We start from the raw sequence: 21,771 nt of genomic DNA on the forward strand, positions 1-21,771 counted from the left end.
TGCCTACTCTTTCTTTTCTTTTTGGGCATCAGGCTTGCGTGCACGCGCCTGCGCCTTGCGTTTGGCCATATTGGCCTTCAACGCCGCCTTCAACCGATCTTCGCGGGTTTCGGCGGTCTTGCCTGTTTTGCTCGTGCTGTCTTTGTCGCTCATGGTAGCGGTCTTATCAATAGCGGCAAAAACCGTCCAGAGAGGGCTTGCACCAAAGGGCGATTGCGTCTAATTCCCGGCCTCACCGGATGCTGTGGTAGCTCAGTGGTAGAGCACACCCTTGGTAAGGGTGAGGTCGGGAGTTCAATCCTCCCTCACAGCACCATCGGGATTTCTCAGAATTGCGAACTGATCGTGAAGCCAGCCGACAATGTTGTGCGGTCAAAACGGCTGACGTCGCTTTCCGTTTGGGACGCATCAATGCGCAGGCTTGGCGTAAATCCTGCATAGGACACGCGGGGAAAACCGATATTGGCGTTCACAAACATCGTTCTGTCGTTTCGCTTGTCAGCGGGGGTAAAGCCAATGCGATACTCGGGGAATTCATTCCATCGTAGACCACCACCCAATGACAGGCTAATCGGGCCGATAGGCTCTGCCCAGCTGTAGGTGGCGCTTATTGTAATGTCTTGCGAGGTGTAGTTCTTGTTTGTTTCGCCAACACTGTCAGATACCGCAATTGACCCGCTCAGACGGTCCCGGCTGTCCAAAGCATAGGTCAGGCCGATGCTTGCGCGTCGTCGGTCAACCTCGCCGATACCACTGACGCTGTACTCCAGCCATTCGCGCCCCAGCGATCCTGAAAGCAGCGTCCTGTCATTGATCGGGATGCGGCGATCAATGCCCAACCGCCAGATGTCGTATTCTTCGGCTTCGGTTGTGTTCGTGCTGCTGATCAAGCTGCGATACTCAAATCGTCCGCGCGAAGCGTTCAATCCCAAAGTGCCGTTTGTCAGCGCGCGGTCGTGGCGCAGTGATAGGGTATAGTTTGATGTCGTGAAAGCCTCGTCAGGGACATCAACGTCATCGGTAATCCGCACGCGCGTTGTCTGATATTGCAGGCCAACAAACGTACGGCTGTCCTGCGCCTCTTGCAGGCGATACTGCGCGCTGAACCCCAGCGATGCGCGCCAGCCTGCAAGCGCCACGGCATCTTCCGACAGACTGCAGTTGAAAATTCCGGCATCGGTGCAATCGTCGCTATCAGCGCCGCCATTCACATTATTGGAAGGGACAAGCGAAAACGATAACCGTGTCGACCATGGATTGCGGCGGGTCACACTGCGCGCATCACGGATCGTCTGGGCGCGCTGTTCTTCGTTCGGCGCCACAGTCAACGCACGGCGCAGCCAGAAAGTCGAAAGCGTAAACCGCTCTTCGTTGGCCGCCGCCAGCGCTGTCAACCGGGCGGCTTCGTATTTCTGGGCGTCGGTTTCTGACACCCTCCAGGCTTGCGTACCGGCACTGCGACCACGCGCGGGATCACCGACACGTGGGGCCGCCGCTGCGACGACGATCAGCGCATCGCGATCGTCAGGAAGCTGGGCCAAAACCGCCTCGGCGATCTGCAATGCCAGTTCCACCTCACCCGCGAGCAACGCCTGTGCGGCAATCTGGCCCGCCTGATCCAGCGGCACCGCGGTAGTTTCTTGGGCGGCGGCACCCGCACCCCACAGGGCTATCACGACGGCAAGTACCTGAAAACGACGCATATCGACCCTCGATAGACAGCCCTGAACGAGCCTTTGAAAGGGCAACGTCACGGCCCGTCCAACCGAAGTCAACACACATCCATTGATATAATCGACACCACAACCACTATATGTTGTTTTATCACAGCCTCCCATTTTCTATAGTGGCGCGACTCAACGCACAGCCCCGGAGACCGCAGATGCCCATCACCCCAGACCAGCAGGCCGAAATCGACGAGCTGCGCAGCAACCCCAAACCAACGCTGCGGGCGGTTGCCGAAGGCATGGAAGGGCACCTTTACAAAGCCTACGACGTGCTCGACCACGGCTTTATCCGGGTCATCGACTATATGGGGGACGACGCGGCGATCTGTCAGGCGGCGCGCGTGTCCTACGGCAAAGGCACCAAGTCTGTGCAAAACGACGAAGGGCTGATCCGCTACCTGATGCGCCACTGGCACTCCACCCCGTTTGAGATGTGCGAGATCAAACTGCACGTCAAACTGCCCGTCTTTGTGGCCCGGCAATGGATCCGGCACCGGACAGCCAACGTCAACGAATACTCCGCGCGCTACTCGATCCTCGACCGCGAATTCTACATCCCCGAGCCTGATAAACTCGCCGCCCAATCGGTGATCAACAACCAGGGTAGGGGCGAAGCACTGACCGGCGAAGAGGCCGCGCGCGTGCTGGAATACCTCAAAGGCGACGCCGCGCGCTGCTACGACCACTATGCGGAAATGATCTCGGACGACGGCCAACAAGGCCTCGCCCGCGAACTGGCCCGCATGAACCTGCCCGCCAACATCTACACCCAATGGTACTGGAAGGTCGATCTGCACAACCTCTTCCACTTCCTGCGGCTGCGGGCGGACAGCCACGCACAATACGAAATCCGGGTCTACGCCGATGAAATCTGCAAAGTCGTCGCCGACTGGGTGCCCGCAGCCTACGGCGCATTCGAAGACTACCGCATGGGCGGGGCCACACTCTCGTCTAAGGCGATTGACTGCGTGCGACGTATGCTTAAAGGTGAAGAGGTCACGCAAGAGACCTCTGGGATGTCCAAAGGCGAATGGCGGGAGTTTGAAGGGGTTATTGGGTGAGTAAGCAATGGTGGCCAATACTGGAGAGGTAATCTAGATGTATAAGCTATCGGATCTATATTTTGGCGAGCTCGAAGCATTTGACGAAGCTAACAATGAAGTAGAATATTTCTCAAATACATTTGTCATCCCTGACTCAATTAGTATTTCCACTTTAAGAAAAAATAGAAAATTTATCATTGTTGGTCGCAAAGGCGTTGGCAAGACTGCGCTACAGATGTATTTCTCAAACCAGTTAATTAAGGATGGCTATAAGACAGTATTTTTTAGGTTTGCAGAGGATATGCGAGCTGGAGATTTTACGCAGCTTTCAAGAACCCAAAGCCATATCGCATATGTGAGTTCATCTAATGACCGTAATCTGTTTTTGAATTATGACTTTAGAGATGTTTGGGAAAGAATAATAGTAAATAAGATAGCTGAAGCGCTGATCAATGCGGGAGAGGAAAATGACTTCACTAAGTTTGTTTTGCCTCAAAAGAATAAATTGGCAAATATATTCTCTGGGTTAACAAAGAACCTAAGCATAAAGGTAAGTGGTGATGCGTTTGGTATTGCTGTGGGACTTGGACTGGAAGTTGGTGATGGCGGCTCTCATGGGGAGATATCAATTGGTGACTTTAATAGGATAGCAAGGGTTCTTTTGTCGCAATGCTGCAAAAACCTAAAGATGTACTTCTTTATTGATGAATTGGTTTTTTCAAGGTTAGATGCTAATGCGGATCAAATCACTATCAAAGCCGCAATGGTTCGTGACATAATTAAAGCCGCGCGAGAGCTGAATGCACTTTCTGTCAAGGAAGATTTGGATATTCATTTTGTTTGTTCTCTTCGTCCCGAAATTAGAAATATTATGAATGAATTTGATTCTGAGATTGGTAAGATCGTTGATGGTAAGGATGTTAGTATCAACTGGTATAGTACAGGAAGTGATGCCAGCCCTCTTTTGATAGAAGTGTTAAGGAAAAAGATTGAACATTCCAATATATCTCAAAGTTCAACTAAAATAGACTATGATGCATTTGCCGCCAAGACTGTAAAATTTGGTAATATTGCGAATTCACTGGACGAATTTGTTAAAACAAATACCTGGGGTCGACCTAGGGATTTAGTACGACTTCTAAACAGCGTTGCTAAGGGCAGTCCCAATGCTACTAGAATGGGCGAAAAAGAGTTTAAATCGGGTTTGGATGAGTACTCCAGAACTTCGACAAAAGAGCTTATTGATGAGTTAAGTGTTACGCATGGTAAAAGAATTCTACCAGCGTTAAAGAAAACCATTCAGAAGAAAACGTTTACTTCTAAGGATGAATTTTTAAGTCGTATGCCTGACGTTGGTGTAAATGAGGATAAGTTGTTCGATGAGCTTTTTCTTTTAGGTGTTGTTGGAGGGTTCCAGCCTGAGGCGGGAAACTATTTCTGGGCACATCGTGGTGAGAGTTATTTCAAAGAGCACTATCAAGTTCGCGTGCACCCTGCTTTATGGCATGAGTTCGGGATAAGAGGGACTTGAAAAAGCAGACGCTTCGGCACGTAGGTCGAGGTTCTCCCCGACTCTTGTCCTGCCACCGATTACACCGTGCCTGTTGTTCACGGATAGAGTCGGGGAGAACCCCGACCTACGGACCATCTGCGTGAACCTGCCTTTGATGGCACCCATGCGCTTGGCGTAATCCGCATCCCCTTCGGGCAATGTCCACACGCAATGCATGTGATCCGGCAACACATCCGGGGCTCCGCCCGTGCGTACCTGAAACGATCCCCCGGATCGTTTCCAAGACGGCGCGCACCCCACGCATCAATCACAAACGGCCGCGCGGCCCGCGTCTGCCGCACCGCCTCACGCAACACATCAACCTGCTCCACCAACACCCCCGACGACCGATCCGCCAAATTCACCGTAAAGAACACGGTCGCACCGGGGCATTTGGGGCGGCGATATCGCGACATGGGGCCATCATCGCGCGACTTGGTTAAGGCAATCGCAACAGCGCGCATCAAAGTAACCCAACGTCACTGGGGGAAAACCGACGTGGGGTTCCTCTCGTCACAGATACCTTGTTTGCGCTAGCACGGTCACAGTCGCACAACTGCCGGGGGGTATCATGCCGACATATCGTATTGACGTTTCATGCCACACCACGCGGGACACGACCCGTTTTTCGGACATCCCGTCCGACCTGATTGATCGTCTGACCACCGAGGCCGACCGCCGTTGCATCATCCAGCGCGACGCCCCGATCGCGACCCGTTTTGTCCATCAGGTGATCATGACCCGCCGCGCCGATGTTGCGGCAAGGGTCTGATCCCGTAGCGCAGGTTAACCTTTGCGCAACATTTTCGCCCGCGCGGTCCGTTAACCGGCTTTGGCACGTACACCCGTATGTACAGGTTGTGTACGCCTTGTGTACGGGAAACATACCGCCCCAAAACCCATATTTCCCTGCCGATTAACCATAATGCAGCGCCACTGCGGCGCGCGGCGCAAAACACCCCACCGCACGTTGCGCGCCCCACCATCGCAGCAAAGTCACACTTGGCCCGCGCGATGCAACAAAGTCATTCCATGTGCCCCGCACCGCAGGCATACTCGCGCCAAATAAACCTGTCGGAGGATCCTGTCCCGTGACCCTTTTGCGTGCGATCCCATTTTCGCTTAACGTCCTGTGGCGCTTGGCCATCGTGTTTCCTTTCATGCTAATAGCGATCTTTGTTTTTGGCTTTATTGCCACGATTTTCGTGATCATTATGTCGTTCATCTCGCCCCTCGTGGCGGGCGTCATGATCATTGCATTTGCCGTTGGGGCCAGTGTTTTACCCGTGATTGTGGGCGCGCGTCTGGGCCTGCAGGCCAAGCAATCCAGCATGCGCAACAGCTATTTCGGCCTGATGCTCCCGGCTATTGGATACGGCATATTCGAAGCGTTCTGCGTGCTGTTGATCATCGGCGCAGGCGTTGGGATTTATCTGTTTGCAACACCGCTGACGCTGGAAGAATTGACCCGGCTGACCGACATGGAGCCGGAACTAGTGTTCGCGCAACTCGCCTCTGTAAACCCCGTGATCACCTTGTCGATCCTGTGGGTCGGCAGTGTTTTGATCATTGGTTTACGGGCCGCCTTGCTGATGCCATTGGCCGGCGCGTCAATCGGTATGGACCCCAGCGGGCGTCCCCATACACCGTTTTTTGGGTTCGGCAGCGAATTCGGTTCTTTGCTGATCGTTGTGGCGATTTCCTATATTCTATCCACATTCACCGTGCCCATCGCCCTGACCGTCAGCTATCTGGCCGGTTTTGGTGACGCGATCACTGATGAGCTTGCACAGCTCGAAGCACGGCCAAGTGTTGGCACGCTTGAACTTATCGGCTGGGAAACATGGGCCTTTGTTGGCCTTTGCCTGCTGTTCTACATCTGGGCGTTCAGCTTGCAAAGCGCAGGCGGTGTGCTGGCCTATATGAACCAAGCCGAAGAATTCTCAGATCAGCAAAATGCGTTTGATATGTCCATGGATGCTCATCTTGAAACCATGTCAGCGTCGAAGCCGGTTGAAAAACAAGTCCAGTCAGAAGACGTCATGGAATTGATCCGCAGCAGAATGCAGCAAAAAAACCGTTAGCGACAGGCCAGAGCGGCCCGCCAATGACATATGACAGAGGTTATTCCACCTTGGCGATATTACCTGCCATCTGGCGGCCATCACGCCCTTCGATCAAATCGAACGTCACTTTTTGATCATCAGCAAGGCCGGTCAGGCCCGATTGTTCGACCGCCGAGATATGTACAAAGATGTCCGCGCCGCCGTCATCGGGCGCAATAAACCCATAACCTTTTGTTGTATTAAACCATTTTACGGTGCCGTTTGGCATGGTCCGTTCTCCTATAATATTCGCACCCCGCAGGGCTAGGCAGGTCTTGGGCCCCGCGACAAACGGACTTCCCTTGGCCTTCATATCTTTAGAATTATCTGATTTACGAAAAAGGCAAATGACACGTCGTCGCATTAGCGATATTGGATAATTTCTGCCTAAGAAGGAGGCGAAAATGCGATTTTTTGGCCTAAAATCATGCGATACATGCCGTAAGGCGTTCAAGTCCCTGACTGCTTCCGGTCATACGCCAAACGTCATTGACGTGCGCGCGGATGGCATTGGGGATAACGACCTTGCCACTATTGTTGCGACCTTTGGTGAGGCTGCAATCAACAGGGCGTCCACGACATGGCGGGGCCTGTCTGACGATGAAAAGGCGGCTGATCCCACCACGCTGCTGGCTACACATCCGACCTTGATGAAACGTCCGGTGATTGATGCGGATGGGCAGTGGACGATTGGCTGGAAGGCTGACGTACAGGCAAAGTACCTTGGCGACTGACGCCCGACTGCTTATGTGACATTAAGAGCAGTAAGGAGAAGACCCATGCGCAACGCCGCAAGTATGCTTGGAGTGATCGGTGGCTTGATCGGTATCATCGTTGGCCTGTTTGGCTACGGATACGCGGAGCTATCAGAGCGCCATGCCGAAGTGGGTGAACTTTTCGGTCTTCTTGAGAACCCAAGTTTCATCCGTTTTGCAAGCTTCATAGCGCCTTTATTGGCCATTGCCGGTGGTGCAATGGCCAAGTCACGCGCTTTGTGGGGTGGCATCTTGATGCTGGTCAGCGCCTTTTGCTTTTACGCGGCGTTTGGCTTTAATGTCGGCACCATGTTCCCGATTGGTTTTGTCGCGCTGGGCGGTATCCTTGCAATTGCTGCTGGCCAACCAGACGAGCCTAAGGCCCATTTCTGAACAGGCCGCGATCAATGGACAGTGTACCTGCGCCCTTGAACACAAGGATCAGCAGGCACAGCACCCAAAACGCACGTTGATCAAGGATCAGCGCGTCTGGCATGCGGTCAAACCAAGCGCCAAGCGTGCCGTCATGCGCAATGCCGCCGTGACCAAAAAGGTCGGTCAGTGACTGCACAATAATAAACCCGATCATGCCAAAGGCTGCCAATCTGGTTAACAGGCCAATGATGATCAAAACGGGCAGGACAAATTCTGCAATCGTGCCAGCGGTCACAACCGCCCAGTGAAAGATAGTCAGTTGCGAGATATCATAACCGACCGCCTCCAATGCTTTGGGGAAAATCTGCCCATAGGCACCGATCGAGGGTGAAAAGATACCGAATATCCCATCGCCCAGCTTGGTCAGGCCGGAATTCCAGTAATACAGCGTCAGCACCCCGGCAAAGACAAGGCGTGCCAAGATTGGCAAAATTTCGTCGCCAGCGCGGTTGATAGGGTGGGCCATCTCGGCCAAAGGGGAAGTGGTCATGAGGGATGGCCTTTCAGTAAATTTCAGTTACGGCACCTTGGGCCAAAAGCAGGCCCAGCACCGTACCCAGATCAAGAGTATCGTCTGCTGTCGCTATCGCCTGACCCAAGGACTGACCTTTTTTAAGGGCCTCGATGCAGGTGGCTGCGGCTGCGTTGACAAGATGGATTTGCGGATCAAAGCCAGCGCGCGTGATCACCACCGCTTGTGGCTGCATCACCGGTTTGGGGGCGTCCGCTTGCGTATTTGCAAGATAGATGGCGTGGATTGGGAAATCGGACGTTACGGTTTGTGTTGCAGGCGCGATGCTCAATTTGGTGCTCATCAACGCGTCAGAGGCGAGGGTTGTCAGCGCTTGTGCATCGGCGGGCGCGACATCCTTGGCATGGTAGGCGTGGCGCATCGCCAGTTCGATCCTTGCGATTGCAGGCAAATACCCGATGGACTTTGTCGGCTCAAACCGGCGCAGGAATTGCGGCATCGCGTCGCCATAAAACATCATGAGCGGCGTTTTCGGGGGATGCTTGCGCAGGTAAACACCGGCCATGGCGCGGAAAAATTCGTCGCCGACCAGCTTGCGCACAACAGGAAAAGCAGATTCCAGTGCATCAGACAGGCTGACAGCCACATTGTTACGATAAACATCAAAGCGTTTGCTGGCCGCAGCCCCGTCCGGGTTCACGATCCCGGTCGGGACGGTCGCTGCAGGATCCAGCACTGCAGCTTTAAAAGCGGACTGCGTAACGGTCATGACGTGATCAGCGTAAGGGCGCGGTCAGCACGTGTGATTTCATCGGCCAAAATAGGCCATGGGGGAACATCTGTATCCCATTCAATCAACAAAGGTTTGGGGCCGGATTTGGCCAACGTATAATCCAAAAGCGCCCAAACCGGATCAACCACGGCCTTGCCATGGCTGTCAATTAGCAGGGGCGCGCCGGTTTCGTCCTCATCCTCATCATGGCCACCAAGGTGAACCTCACCCACAGCTTCCAGCGGGAAGTCGTCAATATAGGCCTGAGGCGACGTTTTCAGGTTTGTTGCGCTGACAAAGACGTTGTTGACGTCCAGCAGCAGGCCACAACCGGTACGCTGGGTCAATTCGCGCAGGAAATCTGTTTCGGACATCGTGCTTTCGGCAAAGGCCAGATAGCTGGAAGGGTTCTCCAGCAGCATTTGCCGACCGACCGTGTCTTGGACTTGATTGATGTGAGTGGCGACCCGGGCCAGCGTCTGTTCAGTATAGGGCAGGGGGAGGAGATCATTAAAGAAGTGGCTATCGTGGGTGGACCACGCCAAATGCTCGGAAAAGCTGGCCGGGTTCAGCCAGCCGATAAGGTGCTTGAGGCGGGCAAGGTGGTCGGCGTCAAGATCGCCTTCACCACCAATGGACAGGCCAACGCCATGAACCGAGATGGGGAAGCGTTCTGCAAGGTGACGGAGTTGCGCAAGCGGGCGGCCACCATCGCCCATGTAATTTTCGGCATGGATTTCCAACCACCCCAAAGGGCCGGGATTTTCCATGATGTCGCTGTAGTGCTGGGCTTTATATCCAACGCCGGGACGCGCGGGCAGAGAGTGGTTTTGTGTCGCGTCAAGCATGTCAGAGGCCTTTGGGTAGAGGGCAGGTAAGGTGGATCATGATCCACCTTACCATAAATCAGCTTATGCTGGCAGGTCGCGATCCAGCTCTTCCAATGAACCCATACGCTCAGAGCCGTCAGCCATTGCTGGCAGTTCCATGCCTTCGCATGTGCCGGCAGCAACAAATGTCCATGCGTTGCCTTGATAATCAACGGTAGATGTGCCTGCACATGTTGTTCCGGGGCCAGCTGCACAGTCGTTTTCACCGGCGAGTGAAACACCGAAGCACTTGACGTTTTCTTGCGCAACAGCCGTTGTGGACAGGCCTGCAACAGCAGATGCAACAGCAGATGCGAGGACGAGAGTTTTTGTAGCGTTGGACATCGAGTTTTCCTTTAAGTTAGGTCAGATTTGATCGTCACCGTGTTCCGGCGATGCCCAAACCCTAACCGCCCCGGTTGTCCATGCGCCATTCACAGGCCCGTGCATCGCGTTCCCGTGAGGTGATGTGAGCGATAGGCGGACTGCGGCGGCCTGCCGCACCTGAATTTTACCTTAAAAAACAAAGAACCCGCCGATGCAAGCAACGGCGGGTTTGTTACAGCTTCCAGCGCTGGAATGTTACAGAAGGTCGGGGGGCGTGGATGCCCGACCCAGCTCTGCAACAATTTCCGTCAGAGATGTTACAGATGTTTTGTTTTCGCCCAAGCGGCGGGCGGTCACGGTCTTTTCTTCCACCTCACGCGCACCCAAAGCCAAAATTACCGGCACCTTGCCGACCGAATGTTCACGGACCTTGAAGTTGATCTTCTCATTACGCAGATCAGCCTCCGCGCGGACACCCACTGCTTTGAGGGCGTTGACTACTTCCATTGCATAGTCATCCGCATCCGACACGATGGTCGCGACAACCACCTGACGCGGGGCCAGCCAGAACGGTAGCTTGCCTGCGTGTTCTTCGATCAGGATACCGATGAACCGTTCAAATGATCCAAGCGTTGCGCGGTGCAGCATAAAAGGCCGATGCTTGCTGCCATCCTGCCCAATATAGGTCGCACCCAACCGCTCTGGCAGGTTTGGATCAACCTGGAATGTACCGCATTGCCATGTCCGCCCAAGTGCATCGGTCAGATAGAAATCAAGCTTCGGCCCATAAAACGCACCATCACCCGGTTCCAGCCTGAAATCGCGTCCGGTGGACTTAATCGCGGCCTCAAGCGCACCTTCAACGTGATCCCAGCTTTCGTCGGACCCAACGCGCTTTTCAGGCCGTGTCGCAAAGGCGATTTCAAAGTCCTCAAACCCAAGGTCCTTATAGATGTCCGCCAAAAAGTTGATAAAGCGAGCGCATTCGGTCTCGATCTGTTCTTCGGTACAGAAGATGTGACCGTCATCTTGGGTGAACCCACGCACGCGCATGATCCCGTGCAGCGCGCCCGACGGCTCATACCGCGCGCAAGATCCGAACTCTGCCAAACGCAGCGGCAGATCACGATAGGATTTCAGTCCCTGATTGAACACCTGCACATGGCAGGGGCAGTTCATCGGCTTCAGCGCGTTGATCGCTTTTTCCTTGGCGTGCTCTTCTTCGACTTCGACGACGAACATATGCTCGTGGTATTTGTCCCAGTGGCCGGAGGCCTCCCAGAGTTTGCGATCAACCACCTGTGGAGTGTTGATTTCCCGATAGTCGCCTGCCCGCTGTTTGCGGCGCACATAGTCCTGTAGTTCAGTATAAACAGTCCAACCATTAGGATGCCAGAACACCTGACCGGGGGCTTCTTCCTGCATATGGAACAGGTTCATTTCGCGGCCTAGCTTGCGGTGGTCGCGTTTGGCTGCCTCTTCCAACATATGCAGGTGCGCTTTCAGCCCTTCTTTGTTGGTGAAGGCAGTCCCATAAATCCGCTGCAACATCGCGCGGTCGCTGTCGCCGCGCCAGTATGCGCCGGCGATGGACATCAGTTTGAAGCCATCGGCAGGCACCTGGCCTGTGTGCTGCAAATGCGGTCCACGACACAGGTCCTGCCAATCGCCATGCCAATACATGCGCAGGGGTTCTTCACCGGGGATGCTTTCGATCAATTCGACCTTATAAGGTTCGCCCCTGTCCTTATAGTATTGGATCGCGACATTGCGTTCCCAAATCTCGGTGCGGACCTCATCACGCTTGTTGATGATCTCTTTCATCTTCTTTTCGATGGTGGACAGGTCTTCTGGCGTGAAGGGTTCCTTGCGGTCAAAGTCGTAGTACCAGCCGTCCTTGATGACAGGGCCGATCGTCACCTGTGTATCTGGCCAAATCTCTTGCACCGCGCGGGCCATGATGTGGGCGAGGTCATGGCGGACCAGTTCAAGTGCAGGCTCTTGGTCTTTCATGGTGTTGATGCCGATGGCGCTGTCAGCCTCAATCGGCCATTGCAGGTCCCAGTGCTGACCATCCACGGTCGCACTGATCGCTTTTTTGCGTAAGGAGGATGATATATCAGCGGCCACATCAGCGGCTGTTACGCCAGCTTCGTAAGAGCGGCTGTTACCATCGGGAAAAGTTAGGGAAATCTGTGCCATCTTAGGGCAAGCTCCTCGTCTGTTTGGCGCCTACAAAACGCCCGGTTGCGGGTTATGTGTGTGGCGGTGTTTCGCCTGTGGCGCAAATACTGTCAAGTTTGCAGATTTCAAAGTTTGCGGCGCGATGTATCGTATCGGATGTGCGAGTGATTTTTGTTCCCCAATTTCACGACTAACTGAGAGCGAATTCATGCACACATTTAAACTGATACCTTACCTTGCCCTTATTGCGACGGCGGCCTGCGAAACGACGTCAAGTAGCGACGCCAACCCAACGCCCGTGCTAAGCTTTGCAGAGCTGAACACTACGAATACCAGTATCATCAACAAGATTGTTTCAGCTGGTCCGAGCCCCGCAGATGCCATTCCGGACACGGGTGGTGCCACATATGATGGCGCAATGACCTTTCTTTTGCAGGACGGCAGTGCAGATGGGGTGATTGGACAGGCGCAGGTAAATGTCGATTTTGGCACCGATCTGGTTACCGGAGGCGCGAATAATTTTTATGACCTGTCTGGTAATGCGGCAGCAGGAAGTGTCTCAATCGAAAACGGTTTTGTTGTCGATGCCCTAGGTAATGTCGTTACTGGCAACGTGAATGGCAATGTGACATTTGCAGCTGGGGCGATGGATGTCAGTACTACACTAGCGGGCAATTTTTCGGGACCAAATGTCGAGTTCTTCTCGGGTGTAGTATCGGGAACGGCAACACCTACCGGTGGCAGCGCAATTGCGGTGCAGGGCGCGATATATACAGAGCAGTAGTTTGGTACAGTTTTGTATACCTAGATATACGTTGACTGCGACATCCCACCGGTTAAAAGCGACGGTGTTTCCAATCAGAAACCCAGATATAGGGGGTGACGCATGCCAAGCTACAACCGGACGTTTGATCTGAGCATCAATGACGTGGACATGATCGAAGAGGCCCTACGCGCCCGTGGTCGCGAACTGTCCGGTATGCGGTTGGCATTGAAAGACGATAACCCAGCACATCTGGAATCGATCCGGGTGGTTGAACAGGATCAGCGCCAGAATGAAGAACTGCTGGGGCGGCTGCATGATCAGAAGATATTTTATCGTCCCAAAAAGGCTGTTTACGTCGGGGGCTAAAACGTGATCCCCTGACGGCCTAAATGTGCACACAGCGATAGACCGCTGTGTGCTTTTTTGTCAGAACCGCGCTGCGAAGACTGCATAGGCCATGATCAGGCAGCACACCCAGCCTGCGGTGAAGATGATCGGGCGCAGGGGGAAGGTTGCTTTTCCGGTGATATAGCCCACAGCATGGGCCACCCGCAGCCAGAAGAACGCGATGGCGGTCCAGTAGGTGACTGCGGTGAAACCATCGACCCGGTCAACGAGGAACACCAGCAATGCAAACGGGACCAGTTGTTCCAGCAGGTTCAAATGCGCGCGGTACGCCCGCTGCACCCATGGCCGATGCAGGCGCGGGTTGGGAATACGCGTGAAACCATCGGGCGCATCGGCGGGTAGGGAGCCTTCGGGTGCCGTGTTCACGCCGACGATATATGGGATCCACAGAGAGGCGGCGAGGATGGCAAGGCATGTCAGGATACCAAGTTCGGTTGGAAAGTTTTCCATGGGCTGTCTCCTTACATTGCCGCTTTGAGGGCTGTGCCGGTTTCCAGATAGCTTTTCAGCGATGACGCCAGACGCGCCCAGCCTTCGGCGAAACCCTCCTGACCGGGGGCCATGTCATAATGCTCAATCGTCAGTTTGCACTGTTCGCCTTGCGGTTCGATCAAATAGACCATGTGGCTGGCAGGCGCGTCGGGGCCCATAAACAGCGGCTCAAACGTCATTGCAATCCGTGTCTTTGGGTCCATCGCTGTGGTGGTCTGGTTCAGCATCGCGCTGCCATCGGGGCGGATAAAGGCCGTGTTTTGATCGATTGCCGCGTTGCCTTCGACGACATTGCAGGCAAAGTGATAGGCAGCCATCTGGTCAGCCTCTGTCAGGGCCGCCCATAGCGCGTCTTGGCTACAACGGATGAATGTTTGCATCATGAAATCGGGTTTTCCCATATCGGTGTCTCTTTCCAGTTTGACTTTCAATTCCGTCACCGCGCGCGCTTGGCGTTGCAAAAAAGGGGCGGCCCATCTGTCCATCACGTCCTGCAAGGGCAAGGCATTCAGATAGTGGTATTTGAACCGGCCATCGCGGCGGGTGACGATCAGGTTGGCCTCTTCTAAGACCTTCAGATGCTTCATCACGCCAAAACGGGACATCTCCAGTACCTCTTCCAGGTCGCTGAGGGATTGGCCATCGCGCTTGCGCAAACTGTCGAGCAGGTCGCGGCGGGCGGGGTCGTTCAAGGCTTTAAAAATCGCATCCATGAGAAACCTTATAGGTTACCAAATAGTCACGTGACAATAGAGTCACTTAAAAATACTTGCAGCTGGCTATCGGGTGTGGTGCTGTAAGCCTATGGAAAACATTAGTGAAACCCCGTCTTTTGTCACGCCGCAAGGGCGCCGGATTGCCTATCATTTGACCGATGGAACCGGCCCTGCTGTCGTCTTCTTAGGCGGTTTCAAGTCCGATATGGGCGGCACAAAGGCCGTGCATCTGGAAAAATGGGCGCGCGATTCGGGGCGTGCCTTCTTGCGGTTCGACTACTCTGGCCATGGTGAAAGCAGCGCGGCATTTACGGACGGCTGTATCGGTGATTGGTTTGAAGATGCCTGTGCCGCAATAGGGTTGCTTGCGGGCAAGGTTATCTTGGTCGGCTCTAGCATGGGTGGTTGGGTTTCCTTGCTGGTCGCGCGCGTGATGCCGGAACGCGTGGCGGGCCTGGTCACAATCGCCGCTGCGCCCGATTTCACCGAAGACAGCATGTGGATGGGATTCGACGACGCGCAGAAAGTTGAACTGATGGCCGGGCAGGTGGCCTTGCCGTCGGAGTATGGTGAACCCTACATCATCACCCGCCGCCTGATTGAAGAGGGCCGAGAACGTTTGGTGCTGCGCGATCCGCTCTTCCTGCCATTTCCGGTGCGGTCGTTGCAGGGCACCGCCGATGCCGATGTTGATATGTCGGTCGCTTTACGCCTGCTTGATCATGCCGAAAGCCCTGATATGCGATTGACGCTGGTGGATGGGGCCGACCATCGCTTTTCAACCGAGCCATGCTTGGATCTGATCGCCACCTCGGTTGAGGAGGTCTTGCGCGCGGCAGATGGGTGAAATCACCCATCCTACGTAACGTTCCGCTTTGGGATCGAACATCACGCTGCTTAGGTGCGCAAAATCCTTGGGAGAGGACGCATGGCACTATCACTGGGGCAGAAGGCGGGCTGGGGCTTGGCGGATATGGGCATCGTTGTCTTTGTCATCGTCAAACAACTGTTGATCCTGACCTATATGACTGCATTTTTAGGGGTGCCGGTCGGGATTGCGGGGTTCGTGACGACCGCTGTCCTGATCTTTGACATGATCACCGATCCGCTGATCGGCTATTTCAGCGACCGCACGCAAAGCCGCTTTGGACGCCGCGCCCCTTGGATGTTTCTGGGTGTGCTGGTGATGTCTGCGGGCATGGTGGGGCTGTTTTCCGTACCGCCGGGTATGGGTATGAACGCAAACCTTGGCTGGGTGGTGGCGTTCTTTGTGTTGGCGACCATCGGTTTTACCATGGTGGCGATCCCCTATGGTGCGCAATCGGGTGAAATCACCCAAGATCCCAAAGAACGGTCGGCGATGACAGGGTTTCGTATGGCCTTTGCCAGCATCGGTATTCTGATTGGGGGTGCAGTGTTGCCCGGTCTGGCGGGATCCATCGGATATGCGTTGGCGGCCTTGGCGGTGACACCTTTGATGGTAGGCGCTGTGTGGTTGTCATTGTGGTCCACACGTAACGCACCACGTATTGCGCAGCCTGCAACGGTCAGTTTGTCGGGGATGTTCGGGTTGGTCTTTTCAAACAAAGCCTTTGTCGTGCTGGTGCTGATCTATGGTGTTATGACCCTCGCCATTGCGATGATCACGGTAGGGCTGCCCTTTGCGGCACTTTATTTGATCGTCGATAGCGGGGACACCATGCTGTCGGGTGCTGCCCAAGCGCTTAGCACCCTAAGCTTGATGTTCGCGACTTTCGTGGTCGGATCAATCCTCAGCCAAGCGATCTGGGTTCTGCTGTCAAACCGGCTGGGCAAAGTGGGCGCGCTGATCTTGGGTCTTAGCCTTTATGTGGTGTTGCTTTACGCGCTTTACACTATGCTGCCGTCGGTCAACGTCACTGCCATTGCCGGTATGTTCGTGTTGGCAGGTATGACCAACGGGGCTTACCAGCAGATCCCGTGGGCAATTTACCCTGATCTGATGGATGTGACACGGCGCGACACAGGCATGGCGATCGAGGGGGCGTTTTCGGCGATCTGGCTTTTCGGTCAGAAACTGGCGAATGCGGTCGCCCCCGCAGTGCTGGGCCTCACGCTGGCGGCGGCCGGATGGCAGGAAACAACAGACGGGGTGGTGGCGCAATCGGATGCCGCGCTTAGTACCTTGCAGCTGTCCATCACGCTGATCCCGGCGGGTATTCTGGTGGTTGCGATCTTTGGGTTGACCCTGATTTATCGGCCAATGGCACGGCGCGCCCTTGCGTGATCTGGCAAACATAGAAGCGGCCCTCGCCGCCGCAGAAGCACAGGTGCCGCACCTGCGCAAAGGCTGCGAAAAGCGGATCATCTGGGCCGATACACCAGCCACCAAGACGCCTGTTTGCCTGCTGTATATCCATGGGTTTTCGGCCACGGGTGAAGAACTGCGACCATTGCCCGATCTTGTCGCACAAGCCTTGGGTGCAAACATCCATTTCACGCGCTTGACCGGGCATGGTCAGGACGGCGATGCGATGGGGCGGGCGACGCTTGCGGATTGGCAGCGTGATGTGGCCGAGGCCGTGATGGTTGCAGAAACCATCGGTGATGATGTGGTTATCATGGGGTGCTCAACCGGGTGTACCTTGGCGACGCTGGCGTTGGCGGGCGGCGCGCGGGCAAAGGCGATGATCCATGTTTCACCCAACTTTGGACTGCGGCACCGGGCCGTGCAGACCTTGCTGGATTTGCCGGGATCACGGCATTGGTCGAAATACGTGGCTGGATCGTCGCGGTCGTTTGCGCCGATCAGTGAAACGCACGCGGCCTATTGGACGGTAAAATACCCGACGACGGCTGTGCATGTGATGGCAGATGCCGTGCGGGCGGTGCGTGCTGCGGACCTGTCCGTGATCAACACACCTGCATTGTTTTGCTTCAACGATGCCGATCAAGTGGTGCATCCCGACGACACCCGTAAAGTTATCGCACGCTGGCGCGCACAGGTTGATACGATCGCGATTAAACAGACACCAAAGGACGATAACATGGGGCATGTGATGGCTGGTGACGTTTTTTCACCCGGCCAGACTTTGCCACTGGCTCAGCAGATGATCGCTTGGGTGCAAGGATTGCCCGCGCGCTGAAACACTTGCGGCAACGCGTTTTCCACGTCAAGGTGTTTACAAAGACCCAAAGAGGTTGAGCAGTTTGTTAGGGCTATTTCAAAATGCCGCGTGAAACGCTGGTGATGATTCCACCTATTTTATCTGACGCGCGTGTGTTTGCGCATCAGGTTCAAGTCATGTCGCAGGCTCATGCCGTGATGGTGGCCCCGCCCACATGTGGTGAACGGATCGAGGAAATCGCCAGTCAGATACTGTCCTGGGCACCGTCAAAATTTGCACTGTGCGGGATGGGCCTTGGCGGGATGGTCGCGATGGAGATCATGCGCCGCGCGCCTGAAAGGATCACCCGGATCGCTTTGGTCAGCACCAGCCCATTGGCGGATACGCCAGAAGCCGCAGCCGCCCGTGAGCCGCATATCATTGCAGCGCGGGCCGGTCGCTGGGACGATGTTTTACAACATGAAATAAACTCCACCTGGATGGCGTCTGCGACTGATAAGGTAGAGTTGGTGCGCGTCCTGACAGAAATGGGGCGCGAGCTTGGGCCTGAGGTTTATGTCAAACAAGCCCGCGCAATGCAGCGCCGCAAAGATCAGCAGGCGATGCTGCGCCAGATCCAACTGCCGACGGCCGTAATTTGCGGCCGCCATGACGGGCAATACCAGCTAAAACGGCATGAATTTCTGGCTGAACTGATCCCCTATGCACAGTTTGAAATCATCGAAGGGGCAGGCTATCTGCCAACGTTAGAGGCCCCAGAGGCCACGACAGACGCGCTGCAACGTTGGATGAAGCAGCCGATGATGCTACGCCTTTAAACCCGTCAGATTACTTGATCGCGACGACTTTTGCCGATTTGCGCTTGGGTGCATCAGCGTTCGCATCAATAAAATCCAGCACCAATGGCCGGATATTGTTGCGCCAGCTACGGCCCGCGAAGATACCGTAGTGACCGGCACCCGGTTCCAGATGTGCCGCCTTTTTGTCGTCAGGCAGACCGGTTAGTAAACCCAACGCGGCCAAACACTGGCCCGGCGCGGAAATATCATCATCCTCGCCCTCAACGATTTTTACGGCAACGGTTGTAATCTTGCTGAAATCGACCTTGTGGCCTGCGACCACAAATTCGTTCTGTGCGATTTCGCTACCTTTGAAGATACGCTCAACCGTGGAAAGATAAAATTCTGCCGTCATGTCCATCACGGCAAGGTATTCGTCATAAAAGTCGTTATGGCGGTCATGCTCGGATGCTTCGCCTTTTGCGACGCGAATAATCTCATCACGGAACGCATTGGTGTGCGTTTCCGAATTCATCGAAATGAAAGAGGCCAGTTGCAAAAGACCGGGGTAAACCATGCGGCCCACACCGGAATATTTGAAACCAACCCGCTGGATCATCGTTTCTTCAAGCTGGCCCATGGTAACGGACCGGCCAAAGTCTGTCACCTCGGTATGGTTCGCCTCGGGGTCAACGGGACCACCGATCAAGGTCAGCGACCGTGGCTGGGCGTCAGGATCAAGTTCTGCCAGATAGGCTGTTGCGGCCAGCGCAAGCGGCACAGGTTGGCACACAGCGATGACGTGAATGTCAGGGCCAAGTGCGCGCATGAATTCCATCAGATAAAGGGTGTAATCCTCAATATCGAACTTGCCAGCGCTGACTGGAATGTCGCGGGCATTGTGCCAGTCGGTGATGTAAACATCGGCATCCGGCAAAAGGCTGATCACGGTTTTGCGCAGCAACGTCGCATAGTGACCGGACATAGGCGCGACCAACATAACCCGGCGCTTGCTGTGTTTGCGTCCCGGCATTGTAAAGTGGATCAGATCGCCAAAAGGCTTTTCAACCACGGTTTCAACGACAACAGGATAATCCTTGCCCTTTTCGCCTGTCACCGGTGGAATATTCCAATCCGGCTTCATGACCATCCGCGAAAAAGTACGCTCTGTCACTTCGCCCCAAGCCTTGAGCCAATCCATCGCAGGGTTCGCCCCCCATGACATCATCGGGTAAGATGCAAACGCATTTGCGGTCGCCCCAAGCCACTGATTGGTGTTACGCATGCTTTCCATCAGGTCGTAGGTCATCATATACTTCATGTACTTAGTCTCCGATGGCGGGCGCAGACGATATGCTGCACCTGCAGCATACGCATAGGAACGTTAAAATGACAACAAACGATTTAGACGCGCAAGAGAGTGTCGGCCAGAATGTCGCAAAACTAGAGGCCAACCTTGCGCGGGTCGAAGAACTGACCCAACGTTTGTTGAATGTGATGGGGCAGGGCCGTACGGTGGCGCCGTCACTACAAGGGCCGAGCCAAGAACTTTATATGAAGGCTGCGACGGCCTATATGACTGAAATGATGCACAATCCGGCCAAACTGATTGAGCATCAACTGGAATTCTGGGGCAAATCAGTAAAGCATTACGTTGAGGCACAGCACCTGCTGGCGCAAGGCAAGCTTGAGACCCCAACAGACGACACGCCCAAAGATCGCCGCTTTAGTCACGAGCTTTGGGATACAAACCCTTACTTCAATTTTATCAAGCAACAGTATCTGATGAACGCTTCTGCAGTGCAGCAGGCGGTAGAAGATATCGACACGCTTGATTCTGAGGAAAAGAAGCGTCTGCGCTATTTCAGCCAGCAAATGGTCGATATGATCAGCCCGACCAATTTTCTGCCCACAAACCCCGAGGCTTTGGCCTTGGCGGCAGAGACCGAAGGCGAAAGCCTTGTGGCAGGGCTAGAAAATATGATCGCTGATCTGGAAGCCAATGATGGTGATCTGGTTGTCACGCTGGCTGATAAGGACGCCTTCACGCTGGGTGAAAACCTGGCCACAACACCCGGTTCGGTGGTCTATCGCAACCACATGTTCGAGCTGATCCAATATGCGCCAAGCACCGAAAAGGTGTACGAGACCCCGCTGATCATCTTTCCACCGTGGATCAACAAATTCTATATTTTGGACCTCAAGCCCCAAAATAGCCTGATCAAATGGGCTGTGGCACAAGGCTACACGGTATTCGTTGTCTCATGGGTGAACCCCGACGCGGGCTATCGCGACACGTCGATGACCGACTATGTCGAAGATGGATACCTGACAGCGATTAAAGAGGTCAAAGACATCTGCGGCGTGAAAAAGGTGAACGCTGTGGGGTATTGCATCGCAGGCACGACGCTGTCGCTGACGCTGGCACTGATGAAAAAGCGCAAAGACAAATCCATCAATAGCGCGACATTCTTCACCACACTCACTGATTTCTCGGACCGGGGCGAAGTGGGCGTATTTCTTGACGACGATTTTGTTGATGGAATTGAGGCTGAGGTTCAGGAAAACGGCGTGCTGGATTCGTTCTTCATGTCGCGCACTTTCTCTTACCTGCGGTCCAATGATCTGATCTACGGCCCAGCGATCAAAAGCTATATGATGGGCAAGGCACCACCGGCCTTTGATCTGCTTTATTGGAACGGGGATGGGACGAATTTGCCTGCGGGCATGTCTGTCGAATATCTGCGCGGGCTATGTCAGAACGATGAATTTGCGACCAAAGGTTTTGAAATCGCGGGTGAGACCGTACACATCAAGGATGTGACCGTGCCGGTCTGTGCCATTGCCTGCGAAACAGATCACATCGCTGCATGGAAAAGCAGCTATACCGGTGTCGCCAAAATGGGTGCGAAGGATAAGACATTTATCCTGTCAGAAAGCGGCCATATCGCGGGTATTATTAATCCGCCTGCAAAGAAGAAATATGGGCACTATACGAACCCTGAACTTGGGCTGACGGCCGATGATTGGCTGGATGCGGCGGACAAGCATGAGGGGTCGTGGTGGCCACGTTGGGACGCGTGGCTATCCAAAAAATCAGGTAAAAAAGTCACGGCGCGCGCGCCGGGAGATGACAATCACCCTGTTTTAGCATCGGCACCCGGCACCTACGTGATTGGTAAATAGCGGAAATTTCACGATAAATCGAAAGTATAGAAAAAATATGCTGCAGTGCAGAAAAAACCCTTGAAATGCTGCGCTG

Annotated in this window: 24 protein-coding genes and 1 tRNA gene; 14 read left to right on the forward strand and 11 right to left on the reverse strand. The window is 54.5% G+C overall.

The window, feature by feature from the left end; genetic code table 11:
* Positions 1 to 3: 3 nt before the first annotated feature.
* Positions 4 to 153 (reverse strand): hypothetical protein, encoded by a 150-nt coding sequence (locus RCCS2_RS18560; RefSeq protein WP_008233966.1) that lies wholly within the window; start codon positions 151 to 153, stop codon positions 4 to 6.
* Between the two features lie 88 nt (positions 154 to 241).
* Between RCCS2_RS18560 and RCCS2_RS10325 the strand changes: the two genes are divergently transcribed.
* Positions 242 to 316: transfer RNA gene (locus RCCS2_RS10325), tRNA-Thr, on the forward strand.
* A 10-nt stretch (positions 317 to 326) separates the two neighbouring features.
* Here the strand turns inward: RCCS2_RS10325 and RCCS2_RS10330 are convergent.
* Positions 327 to 1,703 (reverse strand): surface lipoprotein assembly modifier, encoded by a 1,377-nt coding sequence (locus tag RCCS2_RS10330; RefSeq protein ID WP_008233967.1) that lies wholly within the window; start codon positions 1,701 to 1,703, stop codon positions 327 to 329.
* A 179-nt stretch (positions 1,704 to 1,882) separates the two neighbouring features.
* On the opposite strand from RCCS2_RS10330, the gene thyX reads away from it, so the two are divergent.
* The 4 genes from thyX to RCCS2_RS10355 all read left to right on the forward strand — a co-directional run bounded on the left by thyX (position 1,883) and on the right by RCCS2_RS10355 (position 6,406).
* Entirely contained in the window at positions 1,883 to 2,788 is a 906-nt protein-coding gene (gene thyX, locus RCCS2_RS10335; protein WP_008233968.1) for an FAD-dependent thymidylate synthase, read from the forward strand.
* 37 nt (positions 2,789 to 2,825) lie between these two features.
* A complete protein-coding gene (locus RCCS2_RS10340; protein ID WP_008233969.1) occupies positions 2,826 to 4,301 on the forward strand; it encodes a P-loop ATPase, Sll1717 family in 1,476 nt (491 codons plus the stop codon).
* A 592-nt stretch (positions 4,302 to 4,893) separates the two neighbouring features.
* Positions 4,894 to 5,094 carry a hypothetical protein gene (locus RCCS2_RS10345; RefSeq protein ID WP_008233971.1) on the forward strand — a complete coding sequence of 67 codons (201 nt, stop codon included), beginning with the start codon at positions 4,894 to 4,896 and terminating at the stop codon, positions 5,092 to 5,094.
* 319 nt (positions 5,095 to 5,413) lie between these two features.
* A complete protein-coding gene (locus RCCS2_RS10355; protein ID WP_156788499.1) occupies positions 5,414 to 6,406 on the forward strand; it encodes a hypothetical protein in 993 nt (330 codons plus the stop codon).
* A 40-nt stretch (positions 6,407 to 6,446) separates the two neighbouring features.
* Here RCCS2_RS10355 and RCCS2_RS10360 read toward each other — a convergent pair whose 3' ends face one another.
* Positions 6,447 to 6,656, reverse strand: coding sequence for a cold-shock protein (locus RCCS2_RS10360; RefSeq protein ID WP_008233974.1), 210 nt, complete (start codon positions 6,654 to 6,656; stop codon positions 6,447 to 6,449).
* A gap of 175 nt (positions 6,657 to 6,831) precedes the next feature.
* On the opposite strand from RCCS2_RS10360, the gene RCCS2_RS10365 reads away from it, so the two are divergent.
* Together RCCS2_RS10365 and RCCS2_RS10370 are read left to right on the forward strand one after the other, a co-directional pair.
* Entirely contained in the window at positions 6,832 to 7,161 is a 330-nt protein-coding gene (locus RCCS2_RS10365) for an arsenate reductase family protein (protein WP_008233975.1), read from the forward strand.
* 45 nt (positions 7,162 to 7,206) lie between these two features.
* On the forward strand, positions 7,207 to 7,575 hold the full coding sequence (locus tag RCCS2_RS10370) for a hypothetical protein (protein WP_008233976.1): 369 nt from the start codon (positions 7,207 to 7,209) through the stop codon (positions 7,573 to 7,575).
* Here RCCS2_RS10370 and RCCS2_RS10375 read toward each other — a convergent pair.
* The 5 genes from RCCS2_RS10375 to thrS all read right to left on the reverse strand — a co-directional run bounded on the left by RCCS2_RS10375 (position 7,559) and on the right by thrS (position 12,259).
* Positions 7,559 to 8,107 carry a DoxX family protein gene (locus tag RCCS2_RS10375; RefSeq protein ID WP_008233983.1) on the reverse strand — a complete coding sequence of 183 codons (549 nt, stop codon included), beginning with the start codon at positions 8,105 to 8,107 and terminating at the stop codon, positions 7,559 to 7,561. The two genes, RCCS2_RS10370 and RCCS2_RS10375, sit on opposite strands and share 17 nt — an antisense overlap.
* 13 nt (positions 8,108 to 8,120) lie before the next feature.
* Positions 8,121 to 8,858 carry an HvfC/BufC N-terminal domain-containing protein gene (locus RCCS2_RS10380; RefSeq protein WP_008233985.1) on the reverse strand — a complete coding sequence of 246 codons (738 nt, stop codon included), beginning with the start codon at positions 8,856 to 8,858 and terminating at the stop codon, positions 8,121 to 8,123.
* Positions 8,855 to 9,709, reverse strand: a complete 855-nt coding sequence (gene bufB, locus RCCS2_RS10385; protein ID WP_008233988.1) for an MNIO family bufferin maturase — start codon at positions 9,707 to 9,709, stop codon at positions 8,855 to 8,857. Before bufB ends, RCCS2_RS10380 begins: the two co-directional genes overlap by 4 nt.
* A 63-nt stretch (positions 9,710 to 9,772) precedes the next feature.
* On the reverse strand, positions 9,773 to 10,075 hold the full coding sequence (locus RCCS2_RS10390; protein ID WP_008233990.1) for a BufA1 family periplasmic bufferin-type metallophore: 303 nt from the start codon (positions 10,073 to 10,075) through the stop codon (positions 9,773 to 9,775).
* Between the two features lie 237 nt (positions 10,076 to 10,312).
* Positions 10,313 to 12,259 (reverse strand): threonine--tRNA ligase, encoded by a 1,947-nt coding sequence (gene thrS, locus RCCS2_RS10395; RefSeq protein WP_008233992.1) that lies wholly within the window; start codon positions 12,257 to 12,259, stop codon positions 10,313 to 10,315.
* A gap of 124 nt (positions 12,260 to 12,383) precedes the next feature.
* Between thrS and RCCS2_RS10400 the strand changes: the two genes are divergently transcribed.
* Both RCCS2_RS10400 and RCCS2_RS10405 read left to right on the forward strand, forming a co-directional pair.
* The gene (locus tag RCCS2_RS10400; protein ID WP_232204258.1) at positions 12,384 to 13,025 is read left to right on the forward strand and encodes a hypothetical protein; all 642 of its coding nucleotides are present in this window, start codon (positions 12,384 to 12,386) and stop codon (positions 13,023 to 13,025) included.
* 102 nt (positions 13,026 to 13,127) lie between these two features.
* Positions 13,128 to 13,373, forward strand: coding sequence for a hypothetical protein (locus RCCS2_RS10405; RefSeq protein WP_008233995.1), 246 nt, complete (start codon positions 13,128 to 13,130; stop codon positions 13,371 to 13,373).
* Between the two features lie 60 nt (positions 13,374 to 13,433).
* Here the strand turns inward: RCCS2_RS10405 and RCCS2_RS10410 are convergent, their stop codons facing one another.
* Both RCCS2_RS10410 and RCCS2_RS10415 read right to left on the reverse strand, forming a co-directional pair.
* A complete protein-coding gene (locus RCCS2_RS10410; protein ID WP_008233997.1) occupies positions 13,434 to 13,865 on the reverse strand; it encodes an MAPEG family protein in 432 nt (143 codons plus the stop codon).
* A gap of 11 nt (positions 13,866 to 13,876) precedes the next feature.
* The gene (locus RCCS2_RS10415; protein ID WP_008233998.1) at positions 13,877 to 14,620 is read right to left on the reverse strand and encodes an ArsR/SmtB family transcription factor; all 744 of its coding nucleotides are present in this window, start codon (positions 14,618 to 14,620) and stop codon (positions 13,877 to 13,879) included.
* A 91-nt stretch (positions 14,621 to 14,711) separates the two neighbouring features.
* Between RCCS2_RS10415 and RCCS2_RS10420 the strand changes: the two genes are divergently transcribed.
* The 4 genes from RCCS2_RS10420 (at position 14,712) to RCCS2_RS10435 (ending at position 18,548) form a co-directional block, all read left to right on the forward strand.
* Positions 14,712 to 15,470, forward strand: coding sequence for an alpha/beta hydrolase (locus RCCS2_RS10420; RefSeq protein ID WP_008234000.1), 759 nt, complete (start codon positions 14,712 to 14,714; stop codon positions 15,468 to 15,470).
* An 81-nt stretch (positions 15,471 to 15,551) separates the two neighbouring features.
* Entirely contained in the window at positions 15,552 to 16,889 is a 1,338-nt protein-coding gene (locus tag RCCS2_RS10425; protein WP_008234001.1) for an MFS transporter, read from the forward strand.
* The gene (locus RCCS2_RS10430; protein WP_008234003.1) at positions 16,882 to 17,748 is read left to right on the forward strand and encodes an alpha/beta hydrolase; all 867 of its coding nucleotides are present in this window, start codon (positions 16,882 to 16,884) and stop codon (positions 17,746 to 17,748) included. Before RCCS2_RS10425 ends, RCCS2_RS10430 begins: the two co-directional genes overlap by 8 nt.
* Positions 17,749 to 17,831: 83 nt before the next feature.
* Positions 17,832 to 18,548 carry an alpha/beta fold hydrolase gene (locus RCCS2_RS10435; protein ID WP_008234005.1) on the forward strand — a complete coding sequence of 239 codons (717 nt, stop codon included), beginning with the start codon at positions 17,832 to 17,834 and terminating at the stop codon, positions 18,546 to 18,548.
* 10 nt (positions 18,549 to 18,558) lie between these two features.
* On the opposite strand, the gene phaZ is transcribed toward RCCS2_RS10435, so the two are convergent.
* On the reverse strand, positions 18,559 to 19,830 hold the full coding sequence (phaZ, locus tag RCCS2_RS10440) for a polyhydroxyalkanoate depolymerase (protein WP_008234007.1): 1,272 nt from the start codon (positions 19,828 to 19,830) through the stop codon (positions 18,559 to 18,561).
* Between the two features lie 68 nt (positions 19,831 to 19,898).
* On the opposite strand from phaZ, the gene RCCS2_RS10445 reads away from it, so the two are divergent.
* Complete coding sequence (locus RCCS2_RS10445; protein ID WP_037294037.1) at positions 19,899 to 21,695, forward strand: PHA/PHB synthase family protein; 1,797 nt, start codon at positions 19,899 to 19,901, stop codon at positions 21,693 to 21,695.
* The last annotated feature ends 76 nt before the right edge of the window (positions 21,696 to 21,771 follow it).

The sequence above is a fragment of the Roseobacter sp. CCS2 genome, assembly GCF_000169435.1.
Taxonomy (GTDB): domain Bacteria; phylum Pseudomonadota; class Alphaproteobacteria; order Rhodobacterales; family Rhodobacteraceae; genus Yoonia.

Excerpts from the sequence above, each read along its gene's own strand:
- RCCS2_RS18560 (WP_008233966.1), bottom strand. The coding sequence starts at position 153 with ATGAGCGACAAAGACAGCACGAGCAAAACAGGCAAGACCGCCGAAACC.
- RCCS2_RS10330 (WP_008233967.1), bottom strand. The coding sequence starts at position 1,703 with ATGCGTCGTTTTCAGGTACTTGCCGTCGTGATAGCCCTGTGGGGTGCG.
- thyX (WP_008233968.1), top strand. The coding sequence starts at position 1,883 with ATGCCCATCACCCCAGACCAGCAGGCCGAAATCGACGAGCTGCGCAGC.
- RCCS2_RS10340 (WP_008233969.1), top strand. The coding sequence starts at position 2,826 with ATGTATAAGCTATCGGATCTATATTTTGGCGAGCTCGAAGCATTTGAC.
- RCCS2_RS10345 (WP_008233971.1), top strand. The coding sequence starts at position 4,894 with ATGCCGACATATCGTATTGACGTTTCATGCCACACCACGCGGGACACG.
- RCCS2_RS10360 (WP_008233974.1), bottom strand. The coding sequence starts at position 6,656 with ATGCCAAACGGCACCGTAAAATGGTTTAATACAACAAAAGGTTATGGG.
- RCCS2_RS10365 (WP_008233975.1), top strand. The coding sequence starts at position 6,832 with ATGCGATTTTTTGGCCTAAAATCATGCGATACATGCCGTAAGGCGTTC.
- RCCS2_RS10370 (WP_008233976.1), top strand. The coding sequence starts at position 7,207 with ATGCGCAACGCCGCAAGTATGCTTGGAGTGATCGGTGGCTTGATCGGT.
- RCCS2_RS10375 (WP_008233983.1), bottom strand. The coding sequence starts at position 8,107 with ATGACCACTTCCCCTTTGGCCGAGATGGCCCACCCTATCAACCGCGCT.
- RCCS2_RS10380 (WP_008233985.1), bottom strand. The coding sequence starts at position 8,858 with ATGACCGTTACGCAGTCCGCTTTTAAAGCTGCAGTGCTGGATCCTGCA.
- bufB (WP_008233988.1), bottom strand. The coding sequence starts at position 9,709 with ATGCTTGACGCGACACAAAACCACTCTCTGCCCGCGCGTCCCGGCGTT.
- RCCS2_RS10390 (WP_008233990.1), bottom strand. The coding sequence starts at position 10,075 with ATGTCCAACGCTACAAAAACTCTCGTCCTCGCATCTGCTGTTGCATCT.
- thrS (WP_008233992.1), bottom strand. The coding sequence starts at position 12,259 with ATGGCACAGATTTCCCTAACTTTTCCCGATGGTAACAGCCGCTCTTAC.
- RCCS2_RS10400 (WP_232204258.1), top strand. The coding sequence starts at position 12,384 with ATGTATCGTATCGGATGTGCGAGTGATTTTTGTTCCCCAATTTCACGA.
- RCCS2_RS10405 (WP_008233995.1), top strand. The coding sequence starts at position 13,128 with ATGCCAAGCTACAACCGGACGTTTGATCTGAGCATCAATGACGTGGAC.
- RCCS2_RS10410 (WP_008233997.1), bottom strand. The coding sequence starts at position 13,865 with ATGGAAAACTTTCCAACCGAACTTGGTATCCTGACATGCCTTGCCATC.
- RCCS2_RS10415 (WP_008233998.1), bottom strand. The coding sequence starts at position 14,620 with ATGGATGCGATTTTTAAAGCCTTGAACGACCCCGCCCGCCGCGACCTG.
- RCCS2_RS10420 (WP_008234000.1), top strand. The coding sequence starts at position 14,712 with ATGGAAAACATTAGTGAAACCCCGTCTTTTGTCACGCCGCAAGGGCGC.
- RCCS2_RS10425 (WP_008234001.1), top strand. The coding sequence starts at position 15,552 with ATGGCACTATCACTGGGGCAGAAGGCGGGCTGGGGCTTGGCGGATATG.
- RCCS2_RS10435 (WP_008234005.1), top strand. The coding sequence starts at position 17,832 with ATGCCGCGTGAAACGCTGGTGATGATTCCACCTATTTTATCTGACGCG.
- phaZ (WP_008234007.1), bottom strand. The coding sequence starts at position 19,830 with ATGAAGTATATGATGACCTACGACCTGATGGAAAGCATGCGTAACACC.
- RCCS2_RS10445 (WP_037294037.1), top strand. The coding sequence starts at position 19,899 with ATGACAACAAACGATTTAGACGCGCAAGAGAGTGTCGGCCAGAATGTC.